Source organism: Herbaspirillum sp. WTB6, assembly GCF_057457785.1.
In genome coordinates this window covers 1,403,770-1,428,607 of record NZ_CP176522.1, presented here as the reverse complement: position 1 = coordinate 1,428,607, position 24,838 = coordinate 1,403,770, and the positions used below count along the sequence as shown (strand labels likewise).

The 24,838-nt window shown below is 63.1% G+C and carries 20 protein-coding genes and 1 other RNA gene; 20 read left to right on the top strand and 1 reads right to left on the bottom strand.

Going from position 1 to position 24,838, the window contains the following annotated elements:
- The first annotated feature begins 74 nt into the window (after positions 1-74).
- The 18 genes from rnpB to lpxC all read left to right on the top strand — a co-directional run bounded on the left by rnpB (position 75) and on the right by lpxC (position 20,195).
- An RNA gene (gene rnpB / locus ACK2VC_RS06600) (RNase P RNA component class A) lies at positions 75-441 on the top strand.
- Positions 442-1,277: 836 nt separating this feature from the next.
- The gene (gene mraZ / locus ACK2VC_RS06595; protein ID WP_486732812.1) at positions 1,278-1,706 is read left to right on the top strand and encodes a division/cell wall cluster transcriptional repressor MraZ; all 429 of its coding nucleotides are present in this window, start codon (positions 1,278-1,280) and stop codon (positions 1,704-1,706) included.
- A gap of 8 nt (positions 1,707-1,714) precedes the next feature.
- Positions 1,715-2,692 carry a 16S rRNA (cytosine(1402)-N(4))-methyltransferase RsmH gene (rsmH, locus tag ACK2VC_RS06590; protein ID WP_486733184.1) on the top strand — a complete coding sequence of 326 codons (978 nt, stop codon included), beginning with the start codon at positions 1,715-1,717 and terminating at the stop codon, positions 2,690-2,692.
- Entirely contained in the window at positions 2,689-2,961 is a 273-nt protein-coding gene (ftsL, locus tag ACK2VC_RS06585; protein WP_486732810.1) for a cell division protein FtsL, read from the top strand. The genes rsmH and ftsL overlap by 4 nt, the downstream gene beginning before the upstream one ends.
- A complete protein-coding gene (locus ACK2VC_RS06580; protein ID WP_486732809.1) occupies positions 2,958-4,721 on the top strand; it encodes a peptidoglycan D,D-transpeptidase FtsI family protein in 1,764 nt (587 codons plus the stop codon). The genes ftsL and ACK2VC_RS06580 overlap by 4 nt, the downstream gene beginning before the upstream one ends.
- Positions 4,721-6,256: a UDP-N-acetylmuramoyl-L-alanyl-D-glutamate--2,6-diaminopimelate ligase gene (locus ACK2VC_RS06575; RefSeq protein WP_486732808.1), complete on the top strand. Its 1,536-nt coding sequence runs from the start codon at positions 4,721-4,723 to the stop codon at positions 6,254-6,256. The genes ACK2VC_RS06580 and ACK2VC_RS06575 overlap by 1 nt, the downstream gene beginning before the upstream one ends.
- Complete coding sequence (locus ACK2VC_RS06570) at positions 6,256-7,632, top strand: UDP-N-acetylmuramoyl-tripeptide--D-alanyl-D-alanine ligase (RefSeq protein WP_486732807.1); 1,377 nt, start codon at positions 6,256-6,258, stop codon at positions 7,630-7,632. The genes ACK2VC_RS06575 and ACK2VC_RS06570 overlap by 1 nt, the downstream gene beginning before the upstream one ends.
- A 1-nt stretch (position 7,633) precedes the next feature.
- Positions 7,634-8,803, top strand: coding sequence for a phospho-N-acetylmuramoyl-pentapeptide-transferase (gene mraY / locus ACK2VC_RS06565; RefSeq protein WP_486732806.1), 1,170 nt, complete (start codon positions 7,634-7,636; stop codon positions 8,801-8,803).
- Positions 8,803-10,299: a UDP-N-acetylmuramoyl-L-alanine--D-glutamate ligase gene (gene murD, locus ACK2VC_RS06560; protein WP_486732805.1), complete on the top strand. Its 1,497-nt coding sequence runs from the start codon at positions 8,803-8,805 to the stop codon at positions 10,297-10,299. Before mraY ends, murD begins: the two co-directional genes overlap by 1 nt.
- Entirely contained in the window at positions 10,296-11,498 is a 1,203-nt protein-coding gene (gene ftsW / locus ACK2VC_RS06555; protein ID WP_486732804.1) for a putative lipid II flippase FtsW, read from the top strand. Before murD ends, ftsW begins: the two co-directional genes overlap by 4 nt.
- A gap of 97 nt (positions 11,499-11,595) precedes the next feature.
- Positions 11,596-12,672 carry an undecaprenyldiphospho-muramoylpentapeptide beta-N-acetylglucosaminyltransferase gene (murG, locus tag ACK2VC_RS06550; RefSeq protein WP_486732803.1) on the top strand — a complete coding sequence of 359 codons (1,077 nt, stop codon included), beginning with the start codon at positions 11,596-11,598 and terminating at the stop codon, positions 12,670-12,672.
- Entirely contained in the window at positions 12,669-14,072 is a 1,404-nt protein-coding gene (murC, locus tag ACK2VC_RS06545) for a UDP-N-acetylmuramate--L-alanine ligase (RefSeq protein WP_486732802.1), read from the top strand. Before murG ends, murC begins: the two co-directional genes overlap by 4 nt.
- A complete protein-coding gene (locus ACK2VC_RS06540) occupies positions 14,069-15,055 on the top strand; it encodes a D-alanine--D-alanine ligase (RefSeq protein ID WP_486732801.1) in 987 nt (328 codons plus the stop codon). The genes murC and ACK2VC_RS06540 overlap by 4 nt, the downstream gene beginning before the upstream one ends.
- A gap of 10 nt (positions 15,056-15,065) precedes the next feature.
- Positions 15,066-15,842: a cell division protein FtsQ/DivIB gene (locus ACK2VC_RS06535; RefSeq protein ID WP_486732800.1), complete on the top strand. Its 777-nt coding sequence runs from the start codon at positions 15,066-15,068 to the stop codon at positions 15,840-15,842.
- 10 nt (positions 15,843-15,852) lie between these two features.
- The gene (gene ftsA, locus ACK2VC_RS06530) at positions 15,853-17,085 is read left to right on the top strand and encodes a cell division protein FtsA (protein ID WP_486732799.1); all 1,233 of its coding nucleotides are present in this window, start codon (positions 15,853-15,855) and stop codon (positions 17,083-17,085) included.
- A gap of 289 nt (positions 17,086-17,374) precedes the next feature.
- On the top strand, positions 17,375-18,574 hold the full coding sequence (ftsZ, locus tag ACK2VC_RS06525; RefSeq protein ID WP_486732798.1) for a cell division protein FtsZ: 1,200 nt from the start codon (positions 17,375-17,377) through the stop codon (positions 18,572-18,574).
- A gap of 130 nt (positions 18,575-18,704) precedes the next feature.
- Positions 18,705-19,211: a redoxin family protein gene (locus ACK2VC_RS06520; protein WP_486732797.1), complete on the top strand. Its 507-nt coding sequence runs from the start codon at positions 18,705-18,707 to the stop codon at positions 19,209-19,211.
- 48 nt (positions 19,212-19,259) lie between these two features.
- Positions 19,260-20,195: a UDP-3-O-acyl-N-acetylglucosamine deacetylase gene (lpxC, locus tag ACK2VC_RS06515; protein ID WP_486732796.1), complete on the top strand. Its 936-nt coding sequence runs from the start codon at positions 19,260-19,262 to the stop codon at positions 20,193-20,195.
- Positions 20,196-20,350: 155 nt separating this feature from the next.
- Here lpxC and ACK2VC_RS06510 read toward each other — a convergent pair whose 3' ends face one another.
- On the bottom strand, positions 20,351-20,848 hold the full coding sequence (locus ACK2VC_RS06510) for a hypothetical protein (protein ID WP_486732795.1): 498 nt from the start codon (positions 20,846-20,848) through the stop codon (positions 20,351-20,353).
- Positions 20,849-20,898: 50 nt separating this feature from the next.
- Between ACK2VC_RS06510 and ACK2VC_RS06505 the strand changes: the two genes are divergently transcribed.
- Together ACK2VC_RS06505 and secA are read left to right on the top strand one after the other, a co-directional pair.
- Complete coding sequence (locus ACK2VC_RS06505; RefSeq protein ID WP_486732794.1) at positions 20,899-21,855, top strand: peptidoglycan DD-metalloendopeptidase family protein; 957 nt, start codon at positions 20,899-20,901, stop codon at positions 21,853-21,855.
- Between the two features lie 147 nt (positions 21,856-22,002).
- A complete protein-coding gene (secA, locus tag ACK2VC_RS06500; RefSeq protein ID WP_486732793.1) occupies positions 22,003-24,771 on the top strand; it encodes a preprotein translocase subunit SecA in 2,769 nt (922 codons plus the stop codon).
- Positions 24,772-24,838: the final 67 nt, after the last annotated feature.

Below are 24,838 nucleotides of genomic sequence, written 5' to 3'. Positions count from 1 at the left end.
TGACATCATCAAATGCCGCCCACCGTGCTCGAGAAAAGGCGGCGATCCCGGCGGACTGGGCTAAAATGGTGGTTGAAGCAAGCCAGACAGCCGCTGGCCGCCGATAGCAACATGGGCGGCGGGAGGAAGGTCCGGACTCCATAGAGCAGGGTGACGGTTAACGGCCGTCCGCCGAAAGCCGCGCTGCGGTATAAGGCGAGGAATAGGGCCACAGAGACGAGTCTTTGGGACCGGGGAGGGCGCAAGCCGCTCCCCGCGTCACAAAGGGTGAAACGCGGTAACCTCCACCCGGAGCAATTCCAAATAGGCACGCGATGATGTGGCTCGCGGAGCGTGCGGGTAGGAAGCTTGAGCCGTGGAGTAATTCACGGCCTAGAGGAATGGCTGTCATAGCGGGGCGACTCGCCGTAACAGAATCCGGCCTATCGGCTTGCTTCATTTTCTATTTTGTCCCGCGGCGTCAGAAATTCCCTGGGTATGTAGCAAAAATCCCCATTTTTAGGCCGGTATGCGGTGTATATGTTGGGAGTATTGTGCACCTTCCGGTGCTAGCAGGGCTCTGTGCGCCGGTCGACCCCGAAATACAGGGCCAGTAAATGGCGGTGCTTGATACCGCTCAACGCGGTTCGCGCGGATCCGGCTAAGGTCGGGACTGGAGCCGGCCGGCCGTGGGATGGAACGCGCCGAATCGGAGCGGGACGGCGGATTTGCGCCGTGCCGGTCCGGCATGTCGGGTATCGCGCCAGGCAGGGTTCGCGTTTTCATCCCACGACCAGCCGGCTTCAAATATTCCGACGCCGCCGCAGTTGTGCTATCTGCCCTATACTGGCGTATTTGACGCCGCGCCACTCCTCCAGCCACTTCCCAGCCGCTTGGCCTTGCCTCAGGTAGCGCCAGCCATGTCGAGCCTTGCTGCCGCTTCGCGACAACGCACGGACCCAAGCAAAAATTTTTTCAAGCCGTTTCAGACCATTTTCCGTGTATTGCGCGGAAAACCCATGTGTTTATCTGATGCAAGACATTCAGTGTAATCGGTAAGTGTTTAATTCTTCAGGGAATTCAATTTCGACATTTCCTCGCTTTCTTGCGCTAAGTCGTTGACTTTATTCGACTATTTCCCAATTGCACCGGTTTATATCGCTTGACCGCGAATAGTCCATCCTCTAAAGTGGGTAATAGTGTGAAAAAGTGCACTTTTGTGGATTTTCAAGTGATTTTTCCAATTGTTTTTTCACTCATGAAATCCGGTTTTTGCCGGCGGTAACAGGAGTTTTACAGTGTTCCAGGGCGCGTCAGCGTTAAATCTCGATGCCAAGGGCCGGATGTCCATTCCAGCCAGGCATCGTGACGCCTTGCTGGCGCAGGACGAGGGGCGCATCACGCTGACCCGGCATCCGCATGGCTGCTTGCTGCTGTTTCCGCGCTCCGTCTGGGAAAGCCACCGCCAGCAGATCGCCGCATGGCCGATGTCGGCGCGGCCTTGGCAGCGCATTTTTCTCGGGAATGCATCGGACGTCGACCTGGATTCCGCCGGCCGCATCCTGATTGCGCCGGAGTTGCGTGCCGCCATCGGGTTGGAGCGCGAGGTGATGTTGCTGGGCATGGGCAGCCATTTCGAAGTGTGGGATGCAGCGCGGCTCGCCGAGAACGAGGCGCAGGCAGTTGCGGCGGGCATGCCCGACGTGTTGAGCAACTTTTCATTCTGAACCCGGCTGTGACGACCTTGCCAGCGGTGCCTGAGGAGCAGCACCGGACAGTATTGTTGAATGAAGCGGTCGCGGCCCTAGGAATCGAGGGCGCGCGCACAGGCGGCACTTATGTCGACGGTACGTTCGGGCGCGGCGGGCATAGCCGGGAAATTCTGAGGCGGCTGGGGGCGACGGGCCGTCTGCTGGCCTTCGACAAGGATCCGCAGGCGATTGCCAGTGCGCAGGCCATTGCAGATCCGCGTTTTTCCATCGTGCATGGCAGCTTTGCGACGCTGGAGGCGGCGCTGGCGGCGGCCGGGATAGCGGCGGTGGACGGAGTGCTGCTGGATCTCGGGATTTCCTCGCCGCAAGTGGACGAGGCAGAACGGGGTTTCAGTTTCCGGCTGGACGGTCCGCTCGACATGCGGATGGATACCACGCGCGGGATGACCGCGGCGGCTTGGCTGGCCGGCGCCAGCGCGCAGCAAATCGGGGAGGTGATACGGGATTATGGGGAAGAACGGTTTGCTTTTCAGATTGCAAAGGCGATTGTTGCTAGCCGGGCAATCGAACCAATTTCGACCACACGGCAGCTTGCCCAGCTCGTGGCGCGTGCTGTCAAGACCCGCGAAAAAGGCAAGGACCCGGCCACCCGCACCTTTCAGGCTATCCGGGTTTTCATCAATCAGGAGCTTGAGGACCTGGAAGTAGCGCTGGATCAGGCATTTCGGCAATTGACCACGCACGGGAGGCTGGTTGTGATCAGTTTTCATTCGCTGGAAGATCGCATCGTCAAGCGTTTCATGGCGTCCAGGTCGCGCCTGCCGCAACCGGATCGGCGCCTGCCGATTCGCGCCGCCGACCTGCCGCAGCCGAAACTGAAGCTGCTGGAGCGGATCAAGCCTTCGGCCAGTGAAATCGCCGCCAATCCGCGCGCCCGCTCGGCCATCATGCGGGTCGCCGAGCGCTTGCCCGACAGTCCGGCGCGGGGCGGCCTGCCATGAGCGCGCGCCTGAATCTGGTTCTGGCAGTGGCGCTGATACTGTGCGCACTGTCGCTGGTGAATGCCCAGTACCAGGCGCGCCAGCTATTCATCGAGCTGGAGCGCGCCCAGGCCAGCGCGCGTCAGCTCGAGATTGAATGGGCGCAACTGCAACTGGATCAGTCCACCCTCGGCAAGCATGCCCGCATCGAAGCGAGCGCGATGCGCGACCTGAACATGGTCGCGCTGACCGCCGCGCGCACCCAGTTTTTGACGGCGGGGGCCAAGTGACGCGCGCTTCCCCCAGAGTCGCCGGCGCCCGCGGGGTTCCCTTTTCCGCCAGCCCGGTGCTGCAGGTGAGACTGCCGATCTGGCGTTCGCGCATCGTGCTGTTCTTGCTGTTTGCCGCCTTTGCCACCCTGATCGGGCGCGCCCTGTTCCTGCAGGGAATCTCCACCGATTTCCTGCAGCAGCAGGGGGCGTCGCGCTATGCGCGCACACTCGAGCTGCCGGCTACGCGCGGCAAGATCGTCGACCGCAATGGACATGTGCTGGCGTCCTCGGTCCCGGTCAAGGCGATCTGGGCGATCCCGGACGACGTGCTGCAGGCGCCGCCGGAAAAGCTGCGCGCGCTGGCAGGCCTGCTGGAGATGAGCGAGCGCGATCTGCGCAAGAAGCTCGACTCCGATCGCAGTTTTGTCTACCTGAAACGCCAGGTCGAGCACGAGACGGCCGAGCAGATCGTCAAGCTCGGGATCGAGGGCATCCAGACCCGCAAGGAATACAAGCGGTTCTACCCGGAAGGCGAAGTCATGGCGCACGTGGTCGGCTTCACCAACGTCGAGGATGCCGGGCAGGATGGGATGGAGCTGGCGGCGCAGAAAACCCTGGCCGGCGTCACCGGCAGCCGGCGCGTGATCAAGGACCGCCTTGGTCACATCGTCGAGGATATCGAGGCGATCCGCGAGCCGCATGATGGCCGCGATCTGGCGCTGTCGATCGACAGCAAGATCCAGTACATTGCCTTTTCGCATCTGAAGGAAGCGGTCGAGCGATACAAGGCGAAGGCGGGCGGCATCGTGGTGCTGGACGCCAAGACCGGCGAAGTGCTGGCCCTGGCCAACCTGCCGACCTACAACCCGAACAACCGCGCCGTGCTGACCGGCGCCCAATTGCGCAATCGCGTGCTAACCGACACTTTCGAGCCGGGCTCGACCATGAAACCGTTTACCGTTGCGCTGGCGCTCGAAACGCACCGCGTCACGCCCAACACGACGTTCCAGACGGCGCCGGGCAAGATGACGATCGGTACCGCGACGATCGGCGACTCGCACGCGCACGGCTTGCTGACGGTTAGCCAGATCATCCAGAAATCGTCGAACATCGGCACCGCCAAGATCGCACTCGAAATGCCGGCGCGCGAGATGTGGGAAATGTTTACCAACATTGGCTTCGGCCAGCAGCCGAAGGTCGGCTTTCCCGGCGCCGTCGCCGGCCGCGTGCGTCCCTACAAGTCGTGGCGGCAGATCGAACAGGCGACCATGAGCTACGGCCACGGCATTTCGGTATCGCTGCTGCAACTGGCGCGCGCCTACATGATTTTCGCGCGCGATGGCGACATGATTCCGGCGACCTTTCATAAATCGAGCGACGCCCCGATCAGCCAGCGCATCATTTCGGCCGAAACCGCGCGCACCGTGCGCGGCATGCTGGAAACCGTGGTCGGGCCGGAAGGCACGGCGCCCAAGGCGCAGGTGCCGGGCTATCGGGTCGGCGGCAAGACCGGCACCGCCACCAAGATTGTCGGCGGCAAGTACGTCAACAGGTATGTCGGCTCCTTTGTCGGTTTCGCGCCGGCGTCGAATCCGCGCATCATCATCGCGGTGATGATCGATGAGCCGGCCGCCGGTCAGCAATACTACGGCGGCGCGGTGGCGGCGCCGGTATTTTCCGCGGTTGCCGCCAACGCGCTGCGGGCGCTGAACGTGCCGCCCGATTCGTCAGTCACAAATATCATCATGCCGGCCAATCCGGTCCAGGAAAGCATGTGATGGCGCCATCCAGCTTTCAATTGCCTGCTGTCATCGACTGGTTGCGCGCGATCGCGCCAACTGCGCAGTTATCCGCCGATTCGCGCCGGATTGCGGCTGGGGACATATTTTTTGCCTTTCCCGGTGATACCGCCGACGGCCGCGATTTCATTGAGCATGCCGTGCAAAACCATGCCGCGGCCATCGTCTACGAGGCGCAGGATTTTAACTGGGACGAGCGCTGGAACTTGCCGCACCTGCCGGTTTCCGGCTTGAAACAAGCCGCCGGCCAGATCGCCAACCAGTTCTATTGCCAGCCGGATGGTGCGATGTATGTGGCGGCGGTGACCGGTACTAACGGCAAGACCTCCTGCAGTCAATGGCTGGCGACGGCATTCTCCAGCCAGGGCCAGACCGCTGCTGTGGTTGGCACGCTGGGAACCGGCATATTCCGGCACGGGAAGTGCGAGCAATTCGATGTCACCGGCTACACCACGCCGGATGCGCTGCAACTGCAGCGCGCCCTGGCCGGCATGCGCGATGCCGGCGTCAGCGCGCTGGCAATCGAGGCCTCATCCATCGGTCTTGACCAGGGGCGCATGAATGGCATGCATGTCGATGTCGCGTTGTTTACCAACCTGAGCCGGGATCATCTCGATTATCACGGCGATATGGCCGCCTACGAAAGCGCCAAAAACATCCTGTTCGACTGGCCCGGGCTACGGCATGCGATCGTCAACCTGGACGACCCGATGGGGCCGCGCCTGCTGCAGCGCCTGGCGGCGCGCTCGCCGGCGCCGGCGGTGATCGGCTATACCGTCGATGGCGACGCACCCAACGGCATCCCGGTCCTGCGCGCCAGCGCGCTGCGCAGCCAGTCAGGCGGGACCGCGTTCCAACTGGATTCGCCGTTCGGGTCGGCCTTGGTAAAGACCCGGCTGCTGGGCCGCTTCAACGTCAGCAATGTGCTGGGCGTGCTCGGGGTGCTGCTGGCGCAGGGAGTGCCCTTGGATGCCGCAGTGCCGATGCTGGAGTCGCTGGCGCCGGTGGCGGGACGCATGCAGCAGATGGGCGGCGACGATGCTCCCTTGGTCGTGATCGACTATGCCCATACGCCAGATGCGTTGGCGAAAACGCTGGCCGCCTTGCGCCCGGTGGCGCAGCAGCGCGGCGGCCAGTTGTGGTGCGTGTTCGGCTGCGGCGGCGATCGCGATCCGGGCAAGCGCCCACAGATGGGAGCGGCGGCGCAGGCGGCCGACCAGGTGGTGCTGACCAGCGACAATCCGCGCTCCGAAAGCGCGCCGGACATCATGGCCCAGATCCTGGTCGGCATGCAAACTGGAATCGGCGGAGGCACCCAGCCGCAGATGATCGAAGATCGCGCGGCGGCGATTCTGTGGGCGCTCAAGCACGCGGCCAGGCGCGACGTGATCTTGCTGGCCGGAAAAGGACATGAGGCATACCAGGAAATCGGCGGCAAGAAGCTGCCGTTTCTGGATGCCGATCATGCGGCGCTGGCACTGGCGGCGCGTGCAACGATGAAGGGAACGATTTGATGCAATCCACACTGGCCAAACTGCAGCCGCATATTGCGGGCGCCGTCCTCGGCGCCGACGCGCAATTCGACGGCGTCTGCATCGATAGCCGGAACGTTCAGCCGGGCAACCTGTTCGTCGCCTTGCGCGGCGAGCATTTCGACGCCCATGATTTTCTTCCCGAGGTGTTGGCCAAGGGCGCGGCTGCGCTGGTGGTCGAGGCGCTGCCGGCCGGCGTCCAGGCGCCGGCGCTGATCGTGCCTAATGGCAGAGTGGCGCTGGGCCAGATCGGGCGCTACTGGCGCAGTAAGTTTACCTTGCCGGTGATTGGCGTCACCGGCAGTAACGGCAAGACCACCGTCAAGGAAATGATCGCGGCGATTCTGGCAGCTGCCTTTGGCGCCGGCAATTACCTGGCGACGCGCGGCAATCTGAATAACGAGATCGGCGTGCCGCTGACCCTGTTCGGCCTGCAGCCGGCGCAGCGCGCCGCGGTGGTCGAACTCGGCATGAACCATCCGGGCGAGATCGGTGTTCTGGCCGCGATTGCCCAGCCGATCGTCGGCCTGGTGAACAACGCCCAGCGCGAGCACCAGGAATTCATGGCGAGCGTGGCCGCCGTGGCCGAGGAAAACGGCGCGGTCATCCGCGCGCTGCCAGTGGACGGCGTGGCGGTGTTTCCGGCCGACGATCCGTTTACGGCGCTATGGCGCGACTACGCGCAGCAGCAGCCGGGGCGGCGCTGCCTCACTTTTGGTCTGAACGACGCAGCCGACGTGCGTTGCACGTACCGCGCCAATGACTTTGGGAGCGACTTGTCGATCACGGCTGGTGGCCGGCAATTCCCGGTGCGGCTGGCCGCGGCCGGCGTCCATAACGTGCGCAATGCGCTGGCGGCAACTGCCTGTGCGCTTGCCATCGGCATCGATCCGGCAGCGATCCAGCGCGGCCTCGAATCGTTCGTGCCGGTGAATGGCCGCCTGCAGCGCAAGCGTGCAGCGAACGGCGCCACCATCATCGACGACACCTATAACGCCAACCCCGATTCGGTGCGGGCCGCGATCGACGTGCTGGCGCAGGCGGCGGCGCCGCGCATTCTGGTGCTGGGCGACATGGGCGAAGTCGGCAGCGAAGGACAAAAATTTCATCAGGAGATCGGTGCTTATGCGCATGAGAGCGGCATCGATCATTTGCTTGTCATCGGCGAGCTGACGCGCGCCGCAGTAGCCGCATTCGGCACCGGCGCGCGTCACTGCGCCGACCTTGCGGCGCTGAACGAGGCGGTGGCAGCGCTGCTGACGCCGGCGGCGACGGTGCTGGTCAAGGGCTCGCGCTTCATGCGGATGGAGCGGTTGGTGCAGGGCCTTGTCGGCGAACAATCTACGGAGGCCCACTGACATGCTGCTCTGGCTGGCACAATATTTTCAAGAGAGTATCGGGCCGTTGCGCGTGTTCGGTTTCATTACCTTTCGCGCGGTGTTCGCCACCCTGACGGCGCTGGCCATTGGTTTGATTGCCGGGCCGGCGGTGATACGCATGCTGGCGCGCTTGAAGGTCGGGCAATCGGTGCGCGCCAATGGCCCGCAGACGCATTTGGTGAAGTCCGGAACGCCGACCATGGGCGGGGTGCTGATCCTGATCGCGATCGGCATCGCAACGCTGCTATGGAGCGACTTGAGCAACCGTTTTGTCTGGGTCGTGCTGGTGGTCACGCTCGGCTTCGGCGCCATCGGCTGGGTCGATGATTACCGCAAGGTGGTTTACAAAGATCCGGAAGGCATGCGCTCCGGGGAAAAATATTTCTGGCAATCGGCAATTGGCATCATCGCCGCGCTGTATCTGGCGTTTTCGGTGTCGGCGCCGACCAACATCCAGGTATGGGATTTGTTCGTGGCCTGGCTGCAATCCGGCTTCAGCCTGGATTTGCCGCAGAAAGCGGATCTGATCGTGCCATTCTTCAAGACCGTCAGCTATCCGCTCGGTGTCTGGGGCTTCATCGCGCTGACTTATTTCGTCATCGTCGGCACCAGCAACGCGGTCAACCTGACCGATGGCCTGGATGGCCTGGCGATCATGCCGACCGTGATGGTCGGTACCGCGCTCGGCCTGTTCGCCTACTTGACCGGCAATGCCAGTTACTCGAAATACCTGTTCATCCCGCATATCCCGGGCGCCGGCGAGCTGCTGATTTTTTGCGGCGCGATGGCTGGCGCCGGACTCGCTTTCCTCTGGTATAACGCCCATCCGGCGCAAGTGTTCATGGGCGACGTCGGCGCGCTGGCGCTGGGCGGCGCGCTGGGCACGATCGCAGTCATCGTACGCCAGGAGATCGTGCTGTTCATCATGGGCGGCATCTTCGTGGTCGAAACGATGTCGGTCATGCTACAGGTGCTGTATTTCAAGTTCACCAAAAAGCGCTATGGCGTCGGCCGCCGCATCCTGCTGATGGCGCCGCTGCATCATCACTATGAACAGAAAGGCTGGAAGGAAACCCAGGTGGTGGTCCGGTTCTGGATCATCACCATGATGCTGGTGCTGTTCGGCCTGTCCACCTTGAAGCTGCGCTAATGGATTACACCGGCAAACACGTTCTGGTTCTCGGTCTGGGCGAAAGCGGCTTGGCGATGGCCCTGTGGCTGTTGCGCTGCGACGCCCGGTTGCGGGTGGCTGACACCCGGCCGGCACCGGCGCGCCTGCCGCAACTGTTGCAAGCGGCGCCGGAAGTCGAGTTCGTCGCCGGTGAGTTCACTCCCGAGCTGCTGGACGGAATTGATTTCGTCGCGGTCAGCCCGGGCCTGGCGCCCGGACGCGAACTGGCGGCCATCGCGCCGGCGGCCGAAGCGAGGGCAATACCGTTATGGAGCGAAATCGAGCTGTTTGCCCTGGCCCTGGCGGCCTTGCGCACGCAACAGGGCTACGCCCCGCGCGTCATCGCCATCACCGGCACCAACGGCAAGACCACGGTGACGCGGCTGACCGGCCTGCTGTGTGCCCGCGCCGGATGCAAGGTCCAGGTGGCCGGCAACATCAGCCCCCCTGCGCTCGACATGCTGCGCGACGCGCTGGAACGCGACGCGTTACCCCAGGTGTGGGTGCTGGAACTGTCGAGCTTCCAGCTTCATTTCACCTACACGCTGGCGGCGGATGCGGCGACCATACTGAACGTCACCCAGGACCACCTGGACTGGCACGGCGACATGGCGTCCTATATCGCCGACAAGCAGCGCATTTTCGCGCCCGGCACGATCGCCGTCCTGAATCGCCAGGACCAGGCAAGCGCGCGGCAGTTGCCGCCGATCGCCGCCTGCGGCACGTTCGGGGTGGACGTGCCGCAGCAGGACGGCTGCTTCGGTCTGCAAAACGACAATGGCATGCAGTGGCTGGTAATGGCGCCGATGCCTGAAGAATCGACCAGCAAGCGCGCCAAGAAAGATCTGTTTCCGGCGCCGGTGGCCATCAAACATCTGATGCCGTCGGCGGCATTGAAAATTCGCGGCCAGCATAACGCGGCCAACGCACTGGCGGCGCTGGCATTGTGCTGCGCGATCGATCTGCCGCTGGCGCCGCTGTTGCATGGCTTGCGCGAATATGCGGGCGAGCCGCATCGTGTGGAATTGGTGGCATCCATCGCCGGCGTCGACTACTACGATGACAGCAAGGGAACCAATGTCGGCGCCACGGTCGCGGCGCTGAACGGCTTGGGCGCCGAGCTGGGCGAGATGCCCAGGCGGTTGCTGCTTATTGCCGGTGGCGACGGCAAGGGGCAGGACTTCGGCCCGCTGGCAGAAGCGCTGCAAAAATACGCGCACACGGTGTTTTTGATCGGCAAGGACGGCCCGGCGATTCGTGCCGCACTGGCTGGGGTCGACTTGACGCTGGTCGATTGCGCCACGCTGGAGCAGGCGGTGCGGGAAGCCGCGGCTCGGGCGGCGAGCGGGGATGCGGTATTGCTGTCGCCGGCCTGCGCCAGCCTCGACATGTTCCGCGACTACAAGCATCGGGCCGAGGTATTCGTCGATACGGTGCGCGAACTTGGCCTGGCGCGCGGCGAGGTGTCGGCATGAAGTTGACGATGCCCTTCCTGTCGGCAGCGCCGAAGGCACCCAATGGCCTGGGTCAGCGTTCGAAAATGATGGAGTACGACCAGTTGCTGGTGTGGGTGGTGCTGGCGCTGATGCTGTTCGGCATGGTGATGGTGTATTCGGCATCGATCGCGCTGCCGGATTCGCCGAAGTACGCGAGCTACCGCAATTCCCATTTCCTGACGCGGCAGGCGATCTTTATCGCGGTTGCGCTGGTGGCCGGTTTTTTTGTCTTCCGGGTTCCGCTTCAGACCTGGCAACGGCTGGCGCCGTATCTGTTTGTCGGCACCATCGTGCTGCTGGTGCTGGTGCTGATTCCGGAGATCGGCAAGGGCGTCAATGGCGCCAAGCGTTGGCTCTCGTTCAAGGTATTCAATTTGCAGCCATCCGAGTTGATGAAGCTGTTCGTGGTGCTGTACGCGGCCGACTACACGGTGCGCAAGCAGCACGTGATGCACCGCTTCACCAAGGGATTTCTGCCGATGGCGCTGGCGATCGGCTTCATCGGCGCACTGCTGCTGCTGGAGCCGGATCTGGGTGCATTCGGCGTCATCGTATGCATTGCCATGGGCATTCTTTTCCTCGGCGGCGTCAACGGCATCTGGTTTAGCGGCATTGGCGCCACGCTGGTCGGCGTGTTCGGCATGGTGATCATGCTGTCGCCGTGGCGGCGCGACCGGATCTTCGCCTATCTGAATCCGTGGGACGAGGCCACTACCCTGGGCAAGGCATATCAGCTGTCGCATTCGCTGATTGCCTTCGGGCGCGGCGAATTGTTCGGCGTTGGCTTGGGCGGCAGCGTCGAAAAGCTGCATTACTTGCCGGAAGCGCACACCGATTTCCTGCTGGCGGTGATCGGCGAAGAGCTGGGCTTCGTCGGCGTGCTGGTGGTGATCAGCCTGTTTTACTGGCTGATCAAGCGTTCCTTCGATATCGGCCGGCAGGCGATTGCACTGGAAATGACCTTTTCCGGCCTGGTGGCAAAAGGCATTGGCATCTGGATCGGGGTGCAGGCATTCATCAACATGGGCGTCAATCTCGGCTTACTGCCGACCAAGGGACTGACACTGCCGCTGATGAGCTACGGCGGCTCGGGTGTACTGATCAACTGCATCGGGCTCGCGATCCTGCTCAGGATTGATTACGAGAACAGGGTATTGATGCGCGGAGGCCGCGTATGAGTGCCCTGTTTTGGCGCAGGCTAACTTTGCGTAGCAAAGTTAAAGGAGCGGCAGCGACTGGCCGCAGCCAAAACGCCATCATGAGCGGAGGCCGCGTATGAAGCGGCTTTTGATCATGGCGGCCGGTACCGGTGGCCACATTTTTCCCGGCCTGGCGGTGGCGCAAACCATGCGCGCGCGCGGCTGGCAAGTGTCATGGCTGGGCACGACCCGGGGCATGGAGCGCGATATCGTGCCGGCGCACGGCATCGAGATGGACACGATTGAATTCGCCGGGCTGCGCGGCAAGGGTTTCGGCCATGCGCTGCGTGGCGCCTTTCATCTGGCGGCCGGTTTTATCGGTTGCTTGCGAATTCTCGGGCGGCGCCGCCCGGACCTGGTGCTGGGCATGGGCGGCTACGTGACGGTGCCGGGCGGATTGATGGCGAAATTGCGCGGCATCCCGCTGGTGCTGGTCAATGCCGATGCCGCCCTGCTGCTGTCGAACAAGGCGCTGGCGCCGTTTGCGCGGCGCGTGCTGTTCGGTTTCCCCGCCGACTTTGGTGTGGCGGCCGGCAAGGCGCTGGTGACCGGCAATCCGGTACGCGAGGAAATTCTGGCGCTGCCGCTGCCGGCCGAGCGCTATGCCAATCGGCGCGGACCGCTGCAATTGTTGATTGTCGGTGGCAGTCTCGGCGCTAGGGCCCTGAACGAATGCCTGCCGGCGGCGTTGGCCGAATTGGCGCCGGAGCAGCGTCCGCTGGTCACGCATCAGTCGGGCCGGCAGCATATCGACAGTTTGCGCCAGGCCTATGCCGCAGCCGGAGTGCAGGCCGAAGTGGTGGATTTTATCCATGACATGCCGCGTCGCTACGCCCAGGCCGACCTGGTGATTTGCCGCGCCGGCGCCATCACGATTTCGGAGCTGACCGCAGCCGGCATTGCCAGCGTGCTGGTGCCGCTGGTCGTGTCGACCACCAGCCACCAGCGCGACAACGCGCGTTGGATGGAGCAGCAGAAGGCGGCGATTCATCTGCCGCAGAGCGAATTGAGCGCGTCCCGCATGGCGGCGCTATTGCGGGATATAACCCGTGCGCGCTGCCAGACGATGGCGCAGGCGGCCTGGGACAGCGGCCGGCGAGACGCCAATCTGGCAATTGCGAACGAACTGGAAAATTTGATTAAAGCGACATGAAACATAAAGTAAAAAACATCCATTTTGTCGGCATCGGCGGCTCCGGAATGAGCGGCATCGCCGAGGTGCTGCAAAACCTCGGTTATGCGGTGTCCGGCTCGGACCTGGCCAGCAACCCCGCCACCCAGCGGCTGGCTGCGCTCGGGGTGCGCGTGACGCAGGGGCATGCGGCCGCCAATATCGAAGGCGCGGACGCGATCGTCACCTCGACCGCGGTGCGCGCGGATAATCCGGAAGTGGTGGCGGCGCGCGACAAGCGTATTCCGATCGTGCCGCGGGCGATGATGCTGGCCGAGTTGATGCGCCTGAAAAGCGGCATTGCGATTGCCGGTACGCATGGCAAGACCACTACCACCAGCCTGGTCGCGAGCGTGCTGGCGCAGGGCGGACTGGACCCGACCTTCGTGATTGGCGGTCGCCTGACGTCCGCCGGTGCCAATGCCAAACTGGGCGCCGGCGATTTCATCGTGGCTGAAGCGGATGAATCGGACGCCTCGTTTCTGAACCTGTCGCCGGTGATCGAGGTGATTACCAACATCGACGCCGATCACATGGAAACCTACAACCATGATTTCGGCAAACTGAAGCAGGCATTCGTTGAATTCACCCAGCGCCTGCCGTTCTATGGCGTGGCGGTGCTGTGCATCGACGATCCCCAGGTACGCGAGATCCTGCCGCAGATTTCGAAGCCGATCACTACCTACGGCTTCCATGAGGAGGCCCAGGTGCGGGCGGTCGATGCCCGCGCGGCCGGCGGCCTGATGCAATTCACGGTATTGCAGGACGGTTATCCGCCGCTGGCCGTCAGCCTGAATCAGCCCGGCATGCACAACGTGCAAAACGCCTGTGCGGCGATTGCGATTGCGCGCGAACTGGGGGTGGCGGACGCCGCGACGCAAAAGGCGCTGGCCGAATTCCATGGCGTCGGCCGCCGCTTTACCCGCTATGGCGAGATTGCGCTGCCGAACGGCGCTGGCACGTTCGCGCTGGTCGATGACTATGGCCATCATCCCGCGGAAACCGCCGCTACGCTCGCGGCCGCGCGCGGCGCCTATCCCGGCCGTCGCCTGGTGCTGGCATTCCAGCCGCATCGCTATACGCGCACGCGCGACCTGTTCGAGGATTTCATCCGGGTCCTGTCCAGCGTCGATGTCCTGGTACTGGCGGAAGTCTATGCGGCCGGCGAGCCGCCGATCGTGGCCGCCGATGGTCGGGCGCTGGCGCGCGGGCTGCGCGTGGCCGGCAAGGTGGAGCCGGTGTTTGTCGAACGGATCGAGGAAATGCCGGCGGCCATCATGAACCTGGCGCGCGATGGCGACGTCGTAATTACGATGGGCGCCGGCTCCATCAGCGGCGTGCCGGCACGCTTGGTGCAATTGACGCAACAGGGGCAGCCATGAATACGCCGCAGACGGGCGCCGCGGGTGAATTCGGCAAGGTCGGCGTGCTGTTCGGCGGCCGCTCCGCCGAACGCGAAGTCTCGATCATGTCCGGCACCGGTGTGTTGCAGGCATTGCAGGGGCGCGGCATCGACGCCCATCCATTCGATCCGGCCCAGCGCAGCCTGGCGGAACTGGCGGCGGAGAAATTCGATCGCGTATTCATCGCGCTGCATGGCCGCTATGGCGAAGACGGTACCTTGCAAGGGGCGCTGGAGCAACTCGGCATTCCCTACACCGGCCCGGGGGTGCTGGCATCGGCGATTGCGATGGACAAGGCGATGACCAAGCGCATCTGGCAGGCCGACGGGCTGGCGACGCCGAAATTCGAGATGCTGCGCCCCGGTTTTGACAGCGCGCGGGTGGCGGCGGAACTCGGCTTGCCGCTGATCGTCAAGCCGGCGCACGAAGGTTCGACCCTGGGCCTGACCAAGGTCACCAGTGCCGACCAGTTGCCGGCCGCATATGCGCTGGCGGCGCGCTTCGATCGCGCGGTGATGGCGGAAGAATTCATCGCCGGCACGGAATTGACCTGTCCGATCCTGGGGCAAGGCGACGACGCGCGGGCACTGCCAGTGATCCGGATCGTGGCCCCGGATGCCAACTACGACTACCAGAACAAGTACTTCAGCAATGACACCCAGTATTTCTGCCCGAGCGGGCTGGAGCCGGCACGCGAGCTCGAAATCCGGCAACTGGCGCTGGCCAGCCATCGCTCGCTCGGCTGCCGCGGCTGGAGCCGGGTGGACGTGATGCTGCGGGCGACCGACCAGCGCGCTTTCCTGCTGGAGCTGAACACTTCGCCCGGCATGACCGGCCATTCTCTGGTGCCGATGTCGGCCAAGGTGGCCGGCATGAGCTACGAAGATCTGTGTATTGAAATCCTGCGCATGGCGGCGCTCGACCTGACGCCAGCGCAAGACTGGAATCAGAAGCAGGCGTAAGGGCGACCACATGTGGCACGACATCCGCATCCTGAATGCCGTCTCCAGCACCCTGTTGGGGCTGGCGGCGCTGGTGCTGTTGTCGGCCGGATTGTGGTGGATGGCGCAGCGCCCGATGTTTACGCTGAAGGCAATCCGGATTGATGGCGGTGAGGTGCAATTGCGCCGGGTGAATGCATTGACGGTCAGGAGCACCGCGCTGCCGCGCATCAAGGGTAATTTTTTTACCGCGAATCTGGATGCAGTACGGGCCGCCTTCGAATCAGTGCCGTGGGTGCGCAAGGCGACTGTACGGCGCGAATGGCCGAACACGCTCTTGGTGACGATCGAGGAACACCAGCCGCTTGGCACCTGGGGCGAGGACGGGCGCCTGGTTTCGGTCAAGGGCGATGTATTCACCGCCAACCTGGATGAGGCGGAAGAGGATGGCGAGCTGCCGGAATTTTCCGGTCCGCAGGGAAGTGCGCCGGAAGTGGTCGCGCGCTACGCCGAATTGCAAAAATGGCTCGCGCCGCTTGATCTGGCGCCCGAGGCGGTGCAGTTGTCGGAGCGTTATGCGTGGCGGGTGCGACTCGACAGCGGTGTCATGGTGGAGTTGGGGCGGGAACAGACTCCGGCCACGTTGCAGGGGCGGATGAGCCGACTGGTGAGCGTGTATCCGCAGCTGGTGGAGCGCCTGCAGGATCGGATTGAAAGTGTGGACCTGCGTTACCAGAATGGTCTGGCGCTAAAGGCCAGCGGGCTGATCTCTGGTATCGACGGTAAGAAGAAAGTAAACGGGAAATAAGCGGAGCGACATGGCAAAGGACGCGAAAAACTTGATCGTTGGCCTGGATATCGGCACCTCGAAAGTGGTGGCGGTAGTGGCCGAGGTGATGCCCGACGGCCGGCATGAAGTCATCGGCCTTGGCCAGCACGAATCCAAGGGGCTGAAAAAAGGGGTGGTGGTCAACATCGAGGCAACGGTGGAGTCGATTCAGCGCGCGCTGGAAGAAGCCGAGCTGATGGCCGACTGCAAGATCGAAAACGTCTACACCGGGATCGCCGGCAGCCATATCCGCAGCTTCAATTCGAGCGGCATGGTGGCGATCAAGGACAAGGAAGTCACGGCCACCGACGTTGCGCGCGTGATCGAGACGGCCAAGGCGGTCAACATTCCGACCGATCAGCAATTGTTGCACACGATTCCGCAGGAATTCATCGTCGATAACCAGGAAGACGTGCGCGAGCCTATCGGCATGAGCGGCATCCGCCTCGAAGTCAAGGTGCATATCGTTACCGGCGCCGTCTCGGCGGTGCAGAACATCGTCAAATGCGTGCGTCGCTGCGGGCTGGAGGTGTCCGACCTGATCCTGCAGCCGATGGCGTCCGCCTTCGCGGTGCTGACGCCGGATGAAAAGGAACTGGGCGTGGTGCTGATCGACATCGGCGGCGGCACCACCGACGTCGCGATTTTTACCGAAGGGGCGATCCGCCATACCGCGGTGATTCCGATCGCCGGCGACCAGATCACCAACGACATCGCGATGGCCTTGCGCACGCCGACGCTGGAAGCGGAAGAAATCAAGCTGCGCTACGGCGTCGCCAAGCAGGTGCTGGCCGATCCGGGCGAAACGATGGAAGTGCCGGGCCTGGGGGACCGCAGCCCACGCACCCTGTCGCGCCAGGCGCTGGCGGCGGTGATCGAGCCGCGCGTCGAAGAGCTGTTCGCGCTGGTGCACCAGGTGGTGCGCGAATCGGGTTACGAGGAGGTGCTGTCGTCCGGCATCGTGCTGACCGGCGGTTCGACCATGATGCCCGGCATGGCCGAGCTGGCGGAAGACATCTTCCTCAAGCCGGCCCGGCTCGGCATCCCCGAATACCACGGCCAGTTGGCCGACGTCGTGCGCAGCCCGCGCTATTCGACCGTGCTCGGCTTGCTGCTGGAAGCGAAAAAACAATACCTGCGCGGCCAGAACGTCAGCCGCCAGGGCGGCGCCGCGAAAGCGGTCTGGCAACGGATGAAGGATTGGTTCCTGGGGAATTTTTAACCATTGCCGGACAGAGTTGAGCGCAGCGAGTTTCCGGAGTTGTGGGGCAGGGTTAAGCGTAGCGAGTTTCCTGAATTGCGGGACAGAGTTAAGCCCAGCGGTACTCTGTCCCCAACACTATAGGAAGGAAAAAATACGATTCACCAGTAGTTCAACCAGCAGCATTTTTTTAAAGTAGCCGAAGCACCAGTTTTTGCGCGACCCGCAGCTACCAGTTGCTAGTCGTCACACCGCGTGATGCCTATCGACTGAGAACTGCATATTCATTTATCTAAAAAGAGGAGTCATCATGGAAATCGATATGCTCGACAATGCAACACTCGGCACTGTGATCAAGGTCGTTGGCGTCGGCGGCGCAGGCGGCAATGCGGTGCAGCACATGATCAACAAGGGCGTCGCGGGGGTCGAATTTATCGTTGCCAATACCGATGCCCAGGCGCTGGCGCAATCCAAGGCCGACAATATCATTCAGATCGGCGCAACCGGGCTGGGTGCCGGCATGAAGCCGGAAGTCGGCCGCCAGTTGGCGGAAGAGTCGCGCACCCGCATCGAGGATGCATTGCGCGGCGCGCACATGGTGTTCATTGCCGCCGGCATGGGTGGCGGCACCGGCACCGGCGCCGCGCCGATCGTGGCCCAGGTCGCCAAGGAGCAGGGTGCACTGACGGTGGCGGTGGTGTCCAAGCCGTTTTCCTATGAAGGCCAGAAATGCATGGATATCGCCGAGGAAGGACTGGAGGCGCTGTCGGCGCACGTCGATTCGCTGATCATCATCCTGAATGAAAAGCTGGAAGACATCTACGAAGACGACAGCATGCTGGAGTGGTTGCAGCATGCCGACGACGTGCTGAACAACGCGGTGGCAGGCATCGCCGAAATCATCAACGTCCCGGGCCACATCAACGTCGACTTCAACGACGTCAAGACCATCATGGGCGAGCAGGGCAAGGCGATGATGGGCACTGCCACCGCGTCCGGCGTCGATCGCGCGCGCATCGCGGCCGAGCAGGCAGTGACTTCGCCGCTGCTGGACGGCATCGACCTGTCCGGCGCGCGCGGGGTGCTGGTCAACGTCACCGCCAGCCACGGCCTGAAGGGCAAGGAAATCAAGGAAGTGATGGCGACCGTGCGCGCCTTCGCGGCACCGGATGCGTCGATCGCGCAGGGCATGGCGTATGACGATTCGATGGGCGACGAGTTGCGTGTGACGGTGGTGGCGACCGGCCTCGGCCGACCGCGCAAGACGGTGCAGCTGGTGCAGGCGCCGATGCTGCGCACCGGCACCCACAACGAACCGATCATGGCCACCGCCGGCATGCTGAAAACGTCGGGCGCCGGCGGCCAGGCGCAACCGGCGCCATCGTTCGAAGGCTTGAAGCAGCCGGCGGTCTGGCGTCGTGAATCGGCTTCCGAAACCGTGCGCGCGCTGGAGAAAAACGGCATGGAAACCTACGACATCCCGGCCTTCCTGCGCAAGCAGGCGGACTGAGGCCGGCGCCGCCGTTGCGCGTCTGCGCGCAGCGGCGGAAGCGGGCATACTGCGGATTGCACGCCGCGCCTGCGGGCGCGGCGTTTTTATTGGGCAATCCACTTCCATTACATGACATCAGGAGATTTGCATGACCATCAAGATAGGCGATCGCTTGCCGGAAGGCACATTGGCTGAGTTCATCGAAACCGCGACCGAGGGTTGCGCCTTGGGGCCGAATACCTTCAATGTCGCCGATCTGGCCAAGGGCAAGAAAATCGCGGTATTTGGCCTGCCCGGCGCCTACACCCCGACCTGCTCGGCACAGCACGTGCCGGGCTACGTCAAGCACGCGGCCGAGCTGAAAGCCAAAGGCGTCGATGAAATCTGGTGCATTGCCGTCAACGACGCCTTCGTGATGGGCGCCTGGGGACGCGATCAAAAGGCGACCGGAATCGTGCGCATGCTGGCGGACGGCAATGCCACCTTCAGCAAGGCGCTCGGGCTGGATGCCGATTTCTCCAAGTTCGGCATGGGAACGCGCTCGCAACGGTATTCGATGCTGGTGGAGGATGGCGTGGTGCGGCAGTTGAATGTCGAGCAGCCCGGCAAGTTCGAGGTGTCGAATGCGGAAACCATGCTGGCTCAGCTCGGATAAGAAGCTGCGGGGTGCGGCATGGTGATGGCCAGAAAGCTATAATGCCGCATGCTGAAACAACGCACCATCAAACAACTGGTCAAAACCGTCGGTGTCGGCCTGCATTCCGGCACCAAGGTCGAGCTGACCCTGCGCCCGGCCGCGGTCGATACCGGCATCATCTTTCGCCGCGTCGACCTCGATCCGGCGGTCGACCTGCCGGCCACCGCGCTTGGCGTCGGCGACACGCGCATGGCGTCGACGCTGACCAAGGACGGCGTGCGCGTATCGACCGTCGAGCACCTGCTGTCGGCCTGCGCCGGCCTCGGGATCGACAATCTGTACGTCGATCTGACCGCCGAGGAAATCCCGATCATGGACGGCTCGGCGTCTTCCTTCGTATTCCTGCTGCAGCAGGCAGGCTTGCAGGAACAGGGCGCGGCCAAGAAATTCATCCGCGTCAAGATCCCGGTCGAGGTGTCCGAGGGCGAAGGCGAGCAAAGGAAATGGGCACGGCTGGAGCCGTACAACGGCTTTCGGCTGAAATTCTTCATCGAGTTCAATCACCCGGCGGTGGACGGCACGGGCCAAAGCGCCGAAGTCGATTTCGCGCTCGAATCGTATGTCAAGGAAGTGGCGCGCGCGCGCACCTTCGGCTTCATGCAAGACGTCGAGACGCTGCGCGGCCTCGGTCTGGCGCGCGGCGGTTCGCTGGAAAACGCGATCGTGATGGACGAATACCGCATCCTGAATCCGGATGGGCTGCGCTATGACAATGAATTCGTTCGGCACAAGATACTGGACGCGATCGGCGATCTGTACCTGATCGGGCACCCGCTGCTAGCCGGCTATGTCGCGCACAAGTCAGGGCACACGTTGAACAACCAGTTGCTGCGCGCCTTGCTGGCACAGCCGGAGGCCTACGAGATCGTCAGTTTCGAGACGCTGGCGAATGCGCCCGCCACTTATGTGCGGCAGGCGGCGCAGGAGTGGGCGCTGAATTGAGCGGTGCCCCGGATGCCTGCTCCTATTCGTCCATCGAGAAAGGGAGTGTGGCTAAAAATCAACCGTTCCCGCCCTGATTTACTGCGGTAGTAAAAAATACTCCACTAGCTCTGGTATCCGGAAGTGGGACCGACCATGCTGGCCGTCCGGCCGGATCATGGTCCAGGATGTCGATGGCGTCGCACCATCGTCTCGATCGCCGCCTTCAATGCCGCATTGCGCGGCGTATCGTCCAGTTGACTGCCGAGTGCCGCCAACGCCGGCAGCGCCCGCGGTGACAATTCCAATTGCTTCGGCGGGACCGGTTTTTCGGTTGGCCGGCCGGCTTGCACTTTGAGGCGCACTGCGTTAACCTGCCAGCCCAGCCGGCACAGGTTCTCTTGTAGCTTCGGCAATTGTTGTTTCAGTTTGGCCGCCAGGGCCGCGTTCGGCGCCGCCAGCACCAGTTGGCCGGTCGCGAACTGCAACACTTCACAGGCATCAAACATCGGTGGTAGGTTACGCGCGCAATCCTTCTGCAGTTGCGCCATGCGCTCTACCGCCGGCAACAGTGCTCCCAGCTTGTCGTGGGTGCCCAGAAATTCAGTGACGTCGCGCGCGGTGCGCGCCGGGGACGGCGACCGAAACGTGGAAAAAGAAGAGGTGGACGACATGGTGCCACCTTATCACCCGCTTCCGCGTGCAACAAGTCAAAGGAATCGAGATGCAAGTCATACTGTTGCACCCGCGCCTGCCCCATGCCCGCTCGCTGACCCTCACTTCCCGCCATCTGGCGCTGGCTGGCGGCGCCTTGCTGCTGGTGCTGCTGCTGACGGCGTCGCTGCTGTCGCTGCTGCTGGTGCGCTACGCGGCGGAGTACCAAGTGCCATTTCTGACGCCATCGGCGGCGTCCGACGAGGCAGTGCGCAAGGATCGCTACGTCAAGGAAAACCTGGCGGCGATGGCGGTCAAGCTGGGGGCAATGCAGGCGCAACTGATGCGGCTGGATGCGCTCGGCGAGCGCGTCCAGGGGTTGGCCGGCATTCAGCCGGAAGAATTCAATTTCCATGAATTGCCAGGGCGTGGCGGCGCCGAACCGTCCGCCGCCGGCGCCCATGTGGCGCCGCATGCGCTGGACCTGGCCGAATTCCGGCTGCTGCTGGAGGCGCTGGGGAAAGGCGTCGATCAGCGCGCCGATTACCTGAACGTGGTGGAAACGGCGCTGATGACCAACCAGATCAAGTCGCGCATGCTGCCCACCATCCAGCCGGTCAACGTCGGCTACAACGCCTCCGGTTTCGGCTTGAGGATCGATCCGTTTACCGGCCGCAGCACCTTTCATGACGGCATCGATTTCCCGGCGCCGGTCGGCACCCCGATCATCGCCGCCGCCGGCGGCGTCGTGATCGCCGCCGAATATCATCACGAATATGGCAACATGCTCGAAATCGACCACGGCAATGGCATCGTGACGCGCTACGCGCATGCCTCGCGCTTGCTGGCAAAGGTGGGCGACATCGTGCGCCGCGGCCAGCAAGTGGCGGCGATCGGCACCAGCGGCCGCTCTACCGGTGCTCACCTGCATTTCGAGGTGCTGGTCAAGGGCGTGCCGCAGGACCCGCAGAAATTCCTGACGGCCGGTGCCGACCAGGCGCCCGCGGTGGCGCTCAGCAAGCGTTAACCTGTGTCCGTTCGGCTATTGTTTCCTGGTTCCCAGCCCCAATCTGATCCGGGCTGCATGATAAAATCCGCAATTTGGCCCAAGCCCGAGCCGATGCCCGTCCGTTGTGCGCATCGGCAATTTTCCGGCGTTTTCTAGAATCCAAGCATGTCATTACTGACCCAGATTTTCGGCAGCCGCAACCAGCGGCTGCTCAAGCAATACAGGAAAAAGGCGCGCGACATCAATGCCTTGGAGGCGACGATCGAGAAATTGTCGGACGCCGAACTGCAAGCCAAGACGGCGGAATTCAAGCAGCGCGTGGCCGCCGGCACGACCCTGGACGATATCCTGCCGGAAGCATTCGCGGTCTGTCGCGAAGCCAGCAAGCGGGTGCTGAAGATGCGCCACTTCGACGTGCAATTGATCGGTGCCATGGTGTTGCATGACGGCAAGATCGCGGAAATGGGCACCGGCGAAGGCAAGACCCTGATGGCGACGCTGGCGGTGTATCTGAATGCCTTGGCCGGCAAGGGCGTGCACGTGGTCACGGTCAATGATTACCTGGCCCAGCGCGACGCCGAATGGATGGGCACGCTATATGGCTGGCTTGGGCTTTCCACCGGGGTCAACCTGTCGCAGATGGCGCACGATGCCAAGCAGGCGGCCTACGCCGCCGACATCACCTATGGCACCAACAACGAATTCGGTTTCGATTACCTGCGCGACAACATGGTGTACGAAGCCGGCGACCGCGTGCAGCGCGAGCTGAGTTTCGCGATCGTCGATGAAGTCGATTCGATCCTGATCGACGAAGCGCGTACACCGCTGATCATTTCCGGCCAGGCCGAGGATCATACCGAGCTGTACCTGAAGATGAATGCCGTGCCGCCGCTGCTGACCATGCAGATTGGCGAGGAAACACCGGACGGCAAGGGCCACGTCGAAGTGCCGGGCGACTACACCAAGGATGAGAAGGCGCACCAGGTGCTGCTGACCGAGGCAGGCCACGAAAAGGCGGAGCAAATCCTGGCGCGCATGGGGCTGCTGCCGGAGGGCGCCTCTCTGTACGACGCCGCCAACATCACGCTGATTCACCACCTGTACGCGGCCTTGCGCGCGCATGCGCTGTACCACCGCGACCAGCATTACGTGGTGCAGGATGGCGAAGTGGTGATCGTCGATGAATTCACCGGCCGCATGATGACCGGACGACGCTGGTCGGATGGCTTGCACCAGGCGGTCGAAGCCAAGGAAGGCGTGAAGATCCAGAACGAGAACCAGACGCTGGCCTCGATCACCTTCCAGAACTATTTCCGCATGTACGGCAAGCTGGCCGGCATGACCGGCACCGCCGACACCGAAGCCTACGAATTCCAGGAAATCTACGGCCTGGAAACCGTCGTGATCCCGCCCAACAAGCCCAGCCAGCGCAAGGACTTGCAAGACCAGGTCTACAAGACCAGCGAGGAAAAATACAAGGCGATGCTGAACGACATCAGCGACTGCTATGGGCGCGGCCAGCCGGTGCTGGTAGGCACCACCTCGATCGAGAATTCGGAGCTGCTGTCCGGCATTCTCGCCAAGGCCAAGCTGCCGCACAATGTGCTGAACGCCAAGCAGCATGCGCGCGAAGCGGAAATCATCGCCCAGGCCGGCAGTTCCAAGCAAATCACGATCGCCACCAATATGGCTGGCCGCGGCACCGACATCGTGCTGGGCGGCAGCATCGAAAAGCAGTTGAAGGAAATCGAAGCCGACCCCAACCTGGGCCAGGCCGACAAAGAGCTGGCGGCGCAAAAGCTGAAGAGTGAATGGCAGGTGCGGCACGAGCAAGTGGTGGCGGCCGGCGGCCTGCACATCGTCGGCACCGAGCGGCACGAGTCGCGCCGGGTCGACAATCAGTTGCGCGGACGCGCCGGGCGCCAGGGCGATCCCGGTTCGTCGCGCTTCTATTTATCGCTGGACGACCAGTTGCTGCGCATTTTCGCCGGCGACCGCGTGCGCGCCATCATGGACCGCCTGAAGATGCCGGAAGGCGAGCCGATCGAGGCCGGCATCGTCTCGCGCTCGATCGAATCGGCGCAGCGCAAGGTGGAAGCGCGCAACTTCGACATCCGCAAGCAACTGCTCGAATACGACGACGTCGCCAACGACCAGCGCAAGGTGATCTACCAGCAACGCAACGAACTGCTGGCCACGCAGGACGTGTCGGAACTGATCGCGGCGCTGCGCCAGGGCGTATTTACCGACCTGTTCCGCGCCCACGTCCCGGAGCAGTCGGTCGAGGAGCAATGGGACATCCCGGCGCTGCAAACCACGCTCGCCAATGAATGGCAACTGGAGGTGCCGCTGGCCGAGGTGCTGAAGACGGAGCCGGATCTGACCGACGAGGAATTGCTGGATCGCATCCTGAAGGCGGCCGACGACGTCTACAACGGCAAGATCGCGATCGTCGGCAAGGACGCGTTTGCCGGCTTCGAGCGCAGCGTGATGCTACAAAACATCGACAGCCACTGGCGCGAGCATCTGGCGGCGCTGGATCACCTGCGCCAAGGCATCCATCTGCGCGGCTACGCGCAGAAGAACCCGAAACAGGAATACAAACGCGAGGCGTTCGAGCTGTTCGGCCAGATGCTCGACCTGATCCGCCACAACGTGGTCAAGATCGTCATGACCGTGCGCATCCAGAGCCGCGAGGAAATCGAAGCGGCGGAAGAGCAACTGGCGCCGCCGCGGGTGGCAAACGTGCACTATCAGCACGCCGATTTCGACGGCGAGGAAAGTGAAAGCGGCGAAATGCTGGCGCCCACCGCGAATGGCGAGCCAACCCGGCAGCAGCCGCTGGTGCATGCGGTGCCGAAAGTCGGGCGCAACGACCCCTGCCCGTGCGGCAGCGGCAAGAAATACAAGCAGTGCCACGGCCGCCTGGCTTAGGCCGCCTTCTTTCTCGAGCGCGGGGGCGACCACGCGCCTTCATGATCGAGGGGGACGGCCCCACCAA